General features: G+C 68.5%; 4 protein-coding genes and 1 pseudogene. All 5 read left to right on the forward strand.

Annotated elements, in window-relative coordinates; genetic code table 11:
- Window positions 1-144, forward strand: a pseudogene (locus tag AC067Z_RS38480) (ATP-binding protein); the annotation flags it as partial.
- Between the two features lie 337 nt (window positions 145-481).
- On the forward strand, window positions 482-3,712 hold the full coding sequence (locus AC067Z_RS38485) for a nitrate- and nitrite sensing domain-containing protein (protein WP_478794298.1): 3,231 nt from the start codon (window positions 482-484) through the stop codon (window positions 3,710-3,712).
- 10 nt (window positions 3,713-3,722) lie between these two features.
- Window positions 3,723-4,136: a roadblock/LC7 domain-containing protein gene (locus AC067Z_RS38490; protein ID WP_006127847.1), complete on the forward strand. Its 414-nt coding sequence runs from the start codon at window positions 3,723-3,725 to the stop codon at window positions 4,134-4,136.
- Window positions 4,137-4,232: 96 nt separating this feature from the next.
- Window positions 4,233-4,814 carry a DUF742 domain-containing protein gene (locus tag AC067Z_RS38495; protein WP_478794299.1) on the forward strand — a complete coding sequence of 194 codons (582 nt, stop codon included), beginning with the start codon at window positions 4,233-4,235 and terminating at the stop codon, window positions 4,812-4,814.
- The coding region (locus AC067Z_RS38500; RefSeq protein ID WP_385571153.1) for a GTP-binding protein at window positions 4,795-5,222 on the forward strand (428 nt) is incomplete at its 3' end. The genes AC067Z_RS38495 and AC067Z_RS38500, both read left to right, overlap by 20 nt.

The following is a 5,222-nucleotide window of genomic DNA, read 5'->3' on the forward strand; positions in this document are numbered from 1 at the left end:
CCCTACAACCCCGAAGAAGTCCGCGAAGCACTCCAGATCGGCCCCGACACCCCGATCATCACCACCGACGCCCGCCACCGCGCGGACGCCAAGAGTGCCCTGATCACGCTCGTCGAACACGCCCTCATGGCCCGGCTCAAGTAGACGGCGTCATACGGCAGTTGTCGTAGTTGTCGGTTGGCGGGCTGTGTCCTTTGACACGGCCCGCCTCCATGTTCATAACATTTCGACAGAGAATTGCCGAGCAGTGGCCACCCGGTGCGCACGACCGGTATCACTGTGCTCACCTGAGCCTCGCCTTTTGACGGGGCTCGTTCTTTATGCCCGTTTTATCTGAGGCGTGGACCACTCGGAATCCCAGATTCCAGGTGTTTGGAATGGGGCGGCTCGACGTGCTGCAATTCGTCGAACTGCCGAGTAGTACGGCTATGAACGAACCACGGCACAGCGTAGGTGCCGACGCCGAGAGGTTGTTGGTCGAGTGAGGCGAAGCAACAAGAGCTCCGCAGAGCAGCAGACGCGGGGCAACTTCACCCCGCCGCCGCGCATAGCGGCGTCGCCTGCGGATGCGTCGGGTGCTCCGAGCGCGTCCCCGGCCGCAGGCAGCTCCAGCCGGCTGTCCCCCCGCAACTGGCGGGTGCCGACCCGTCTGAACGCGATCCTCCTCATACCCGTCCTCGTCGGACTGGTCATGGGTGGTTTCCAGGTCAAGACCTCGATCGACACCTGGAGCGAGGCGCAGGAGGCCGAGAAGACGGCGCTGATCGTGCGCGCCGCCTCGGAGTACGGCCACGCCCTCCTCAACGAGCGCGACCTCACGGCCCAGACGCTCCTGCTCGCCACCAGCGAGGCAGACCGCAAGGGCAGCGCGGTCACCGAGGCGTACGACGCCACGGACGCCGCCGCGGCGAAGTTCGACGAGGCCATCAAGGACATGCCCGAGGGGCAGGGTCTGGAGCGACGTCTCGAGCTCTTCAAGAAGGAGGAGCCGGCGCTCGCGAAGCTGCGCGAGGCCGCCTACTCCAAGGCCCTCGACCCGGTGAAGACCGAAGAGGGCTACGTCAACGTCGAGCACTTCCTGCTGGAGTTCGCCAACGAGCTCGGCCTCGGCACCGGCAACGTCACCAGCTACGGCCGTACCGTCTACGCGGTCCAGCTCGCCAAGGCCGCCGAGTCGCTGCAGCGCTCGATCGGTATGCACCTGCTGGTCCGGCCGAGCAAGGTCGACGGCGTCCTCGACCAGCAGAAGATCGCGTTCAACTCGTACAACTACCTCGAGCAGATCGCGATCGGCGAGTACGTCTCCGGCGGCACCGCGGCCGACACCGCGAAGCTGAAGCAGATCATGGCGGGCAAGGCCGCCGACGGTGAGAAGCGGCTCCAGGCCGCGGGCCTGAACCCGCCGAAGGGCCCGGACGGCTCCGTCTTCACCGGTATGGCGACCGCCATCGGCTCCGGCGCCACCCCCGAGCAACTGCGGGCGAAGGACATCACGCCCGAGACGTGGATGGGCGCGGCCACCGCCAAGTTCGACGGCTACACCCAGATCGAGAACGACCTCGTCGACCGCGCGATCACCGAGGCCTCCGCGATCTCGGACGACGCCCGCAACGACGCGATCACCACCGGTGCCATCGTCGTCCTCGCCCTGCTCACCGCCTTCCTCCTGGCCGGCCTCATGGCCCGCCAGATGAGCCGCTCGATGCGCCAGCTGCGCACCGCCGCGTTCGGCATCGCCGAGCAGCGCCTGCCGATGCTGGTCGACCAGCTCTCGCGCACCGAGCCCGGCCGCGTGGACACCCGCGTCCAGCCCATCCCGATCGACACCCAGGACGAGATCGGCGAGGTCGCCCGCGCCTTCGACCAGGTCCACCGTGAGGCCGTCCGGCTCGCCGCCGAGCAGGCCATGCTCCGTGGCAACGTCAACGCGATCTTCACCAACCTGTCGCGCCGCAACCAGTCGCTCATCGAGGGCCAGCTGACCCTGATCACCGACCTGGAGAACAACGAGGCCGACCCGGACCAGCTGGAGAACCTCTTCAAGCTGGACCACCTGGCGACCCGTATGCGCCGCAACGGCGAGAACCTCCTGGTCCTCGCCGGCGAGGAGCCTGGCCGCCGCTGGAACCAGCCGGTTCCGCTGGTCGACGTGCTGCGCGCCGCCTCATCCGAGGTGGAGTCCTACGAGCGCATCGAACTCACCGGCGTGCCGGAGACCGAGATCCACGGCCAGGCCGTGACCGACCTCGTGCACCTGCTGGCCGAGCTGCTGGAGAACGCGACGACGTTCTCCTCGCCGCAGACCAAGGTCCGGGTGACCGCCACCCGGCTCCCCGACGGCCGCGTCATGATCGAGATCCACGACAAGGGCATCGGCCTGACGGCCGAGGACTTCGCCGACATCAACCACAAGCTGGCCAACCCGCCGACGGTGGACGCCGCTGTCTCCCAGCGCATGGGTTTGTTCGTGGTCGGCCGCCTTGCCGACCGGCACGGCGTCCGCGTCCAGCTGCGTCCCTCGGGCGAGCAGGCCGGCACCACCTCGCTGGTCATGCTCCCCGACGCCATCACCCACGGTGGCGGTGGCGAGGCTCTGCCCGAGGACGACTTCACGGTCTCGCAGATCATCCCGGAGCAGCAGTCCTTCGAGTCCGCCCCGATGCGTACCGCTGCGGAGCTCGGCTTCGACGACTCCCGCTACGAGCAGGTCGGCGACGGGTCGGCACAGCTCGACCCCGTGGGCCGCTCGCTGATGCGCGAGGAGCGCCGCGCGGCTCTGGAGGCCCAGGCACACGGCGAGCGCCCCCTGTACCAGGACGAGGCCGGCTACGCGCAGGAGCAGGAGTACGGCGCCGACTACGGCCAGGAGTACGCCGCCCAGGGCTACGCCCAGGAGCAGCAGGGCTACGACGAGCAGCCGTACCAGGAGCAGCAGCAGGGCTACGGCGACTACCCGCCGGCGAACGGCGGCTACCCGGAGCCCCAGGCGTCGCAGGATCATCTGCAGGGCGCATATGCGGAAGCCGAGTACCAGGCGCCGCAGGGCTCCGAGCAGCAGTACGGCCGCGGCTACGAGAACCCGTCCCACCAGGCCGAGTGGTCGGGTCAGGACAACTATCAGGCCCCCTACGAGCCCGAATTCCGGAATGAACCGGAATCTGCACTCGGCGCTCCCACGAACGGCTCCGACCGCGTAGGCTTCGAGCGTCCGGGACCCACTCCGAGCAGCAGTCATGAACTGACTGCTTCCGGTCTCCCGCGGCGCGGCGGCCCGCAGCCGTCGCAGCCTCAGCAGCAGGTCCAGCCCCCGCAGCAGGCCCAGCAGCAGTGGCAGCAGCCCGCTGAGCAGGCCCCGCAGGGCGGGCAGGCCGCGGCGAACGGCAGCAGTGGCGGTCCCGGCTCCGACGACTGGCGTTCGACGAACGACGAGCGCTGGCAGCGGGCGGAGAAGCTTCGCGACCCGAAGGCGGGCGGGGTCACCTCGTCCGGACTTCCCAAGCGGGTGCCCAAGGCGAACCTCATCGAGGGCACAGCGGAGCAGACCCCCCAGGGTGGCCCGCAGGTCTCCCGCGCCCCTGAGGACGTGCGTGGCAGGTTGAGCAACCTGCGACGTGGTGTCCAGCAGGGACGCAGTGCGGGAACCGACACGAACGGACCGGCCACTTACGATCGACACAGTGGCCCGGGTAGTACCTACAACCAGGAGCGTTAGTGTGAGCCCGATGAGCCAGGCGGCGCAGAATCTGAACTGGTTGATCACCAACTTCGTGGACAACACCCCTGGGGTGTCGCACACGGTGGTGGTCTCCGCCGACGGACTCCTGCTGGCGATGTCCGAAGGATTCCCCCGTGACCGCGCCGATCAGCTGGCGGCGGTCGCCTCCGGGCTGACCTCGCTGACCGCGGGGGCGTCCCGGATCTTCGAAGGCGGTGCCGTCAACCAGACGGTCGTGGAGATGGAGCGTGGATTCCTCTTCATCATGTCCATCTCCGACGGATCCTCGCTGGCCGTGCTTGCCCACCCGGACGCCGACATCGGCCTGGTGGGCTACGAGATGGCCCTTCTGGTCGACCGTGCGGGCAGCGTCCTCACCCCCGACCTGCGTGCAGAGCTCCAGGGAAGTCTGCTCAACTGACAAACGGACAGTGCAATTCCCGCCACCGCACCATAAGGTGCGGTGGCGCGGCTCCACAGGGACAGGGACCGGCGACCGGCAGTCGGAGGAGGAATCGTGGCAACACCCCCAGGCGGACACCAATATGACGGTGCTCACCAGCCCCAGGGTGAGCACACTCACAACCGCTTCAACTTTCCTTCGGCACCGAGCAGAGGTGGCGGCCAGCCGTACCAGCAGCCGCAGCAGCCGCAGTCTCCGTACGACCCGTCGTACGACCAGCCGCAGCCCCGGATCCAGCCGGTGCAGCCGCGGCGGGCGCCCGAGCCCCAGACGGCGTCGGGGCAGGGCGGCAGGCACAACCCGTTGGTCCGTCCGTATGCGATGACCGGCGGCCGGACCCGGCCGCGTTACCAGCTCGCCATCGAGGCGCTGGTCAGCACGACGGCCGATCCCTCCCGGCTGCAAGGGCAGTTGCCCGAGCACCAGCGGATCTGCCGGCTGTGCTTCGAGATCAAGTCGGTCGCCGAGATCTCGGCGCTCCTCTCCATCCCCCTCGGCGTTGCCCGGATCCTCGTCGCCGACCTGGCGGAGGCCGGACTCGTCGCCATTCACCAGCCCGGCGGCGACGAGGCCGCGGGTGGCCAGCCAGACGTGACACTGCTCGAAAGGGTGCTCAGTGGACTTCGCAAGCTCTAGCGGCGGTGCAGCCCGCTCAACCACCAGCGCGAAGATCGTGGTGGCGGGCGGCTTCGGCGTGGGCAAGACCACGTTCGTCGGCGCCGTCTCGGAGATCAACCCGCTGCGTACCGAAGCCGTCATGACGTCTGCGTCGGCAGGCATCGACGACCTCACCCACACCGGGGACAAGACGACGACCACCGTCGCCATGGACTTCGGCCGCATCACCCTGGACCAGGACCTGATCCTCTACCTGTTCGGCACCCCCGGACAGGACCGCTTCTGGTTCATGTGGGACGACCTCGTACGCGGCGCCATCGGCGCCGTCGTCCTCGTCGACACCCGCCGCCTCGCCGACTGCTTCCCCGCAGTCGACTACTTCGAGAACTCCGGCCTGCCCTTCGTCATCGCCCTCAACGGCTTCGA

The sequence above is a fragment of the Streptomyces sp. NPDC043812 genome, from assembly GCF_056436245.1.